This window comes from Halomonas gemina (assembly GCF_023554995.1).
GTDB classification, from domain to species: Bacteria; Pseudomonadota; Gammaproteobacteria; order Pseudomonadales; family Halomonadaceae; genus Halomonas; species Halomonas gemina.
This window is the reverse complement of the sequence record NZ_JAMJPK010000022.1, coordinates 1-1,149: the sequence shown is the minus strand read 5'-3', so window position 1 is coordinate 1,149 and position 1,149 is coordinate 1. Positions and strand designations below refer to the sequence as shown.

Annotated in this window: 1 protein-coding gene; it reads right to left on the bottom strand. The window is 60.8% G+C overall.

Translation table 11 applies throughout. The features are described 5' to 3' along the window. The coding region (locus tag M8009_RS18855; RefSeq protein ID WP_430886937.1) for a rolling circle replication-associated protein at nucleotides 1–264 on the bottom strand (264 nt) is incomplete at its 3' end. Nucleotides 265–1,149 lie beyond the last annotated feature (885 nt).

Genomic DNA, 1,149 nt, shown 5'->3' with positions numbered 1-1,149 from the left:
GTAGCCCACAGCGTTGCGGGCCCACTCGATCTTGGTCGAGCCATGCCGCCACCAACCCTGTTTATCAGGCTTAGGAAGGCTCAGGCCGCGAGGGAGCCAGATCAGGATGTGGTAGTGGGGTGCGCCTCTCTCCTGCAGCTCCATGACCCACGTATACCGGAGGTCATGCCCTCTCCTAGCCATCCAGTTGCGAATCGACTTCAGCAGGTCCGAGATGTGCCGAGCAGACCAACCACCGACCTTTGCATAGGTGGGGGTGAGCATCGCCACGCGCCAGCGGGGCACCTCCTGGCAGTGCAAGCGGGCAGCCGTAAGGACTGCCGAGCGCATCCGGCGAAGTCTCGTAGAGGCAGTGTCTATAAGGATTTGCTGGTTTGACGTGTCACTTGTTTGAGAAGTGACAAGCCCAGGGTCGGTGCCTTCGGCACCAACCCTCAACGGCCCAAACCAAAGGCGATCGCCCCCCTCAGGGGGTGTTACCTGGCCAGCAACAACAGAGGGGTTTTCAGTCATGACGCCCGCCAGAGATGGCGAGCGCAGGGGAAGAAGTGGTACGCTTTCGCATGCCGGTTCCTTAGACGCTCAACGTTTATCGGATTCCACCGGCCTCGGCCCCGGAGTGTTGCTCGCACTCGCGGGGCTTTTCGTTTGCTGTTTTCAACTGGGACGGGTCCGGTAGCAAGCCGGATAAGCAACTCGGTGGCGCAAAGGATATGCCGTAGACGCATCATGCACGACCGCTGCGAAACCCGCAACAGGTCTCGATTTAGCGTTACTGGTAACGCGAATTCAGCAGGGGATTGCAGGGCGCGGGACACGCTCCAGGCCCACAAACGCAGAGAGCCGCAAACGCGGCCCGCAGTGATCCGATGCAGTAGCTTGCATGGGGGCTACAGCGCCCCCATACCCCGCGACTACCTGGCGTCTGGGAACGCTCGAAATGAGCGCATCAGCTTGCCGTCTGACCAGCCTCTAGACCATGCCTGCTGTTTCGCTCGCCAGCCTCTGCCGTCGTAGTCAGGTGGGGACCAGGGCAGACCATCAGCACCAGCGCCTAAGCCCTCGCGCCAGTACTTGTGCAACACGTGCGGCAGGTATTGATTCGGGATCTTCATGCTCTCTCCTATGCAGGGTATCGGCCCAGAGCCA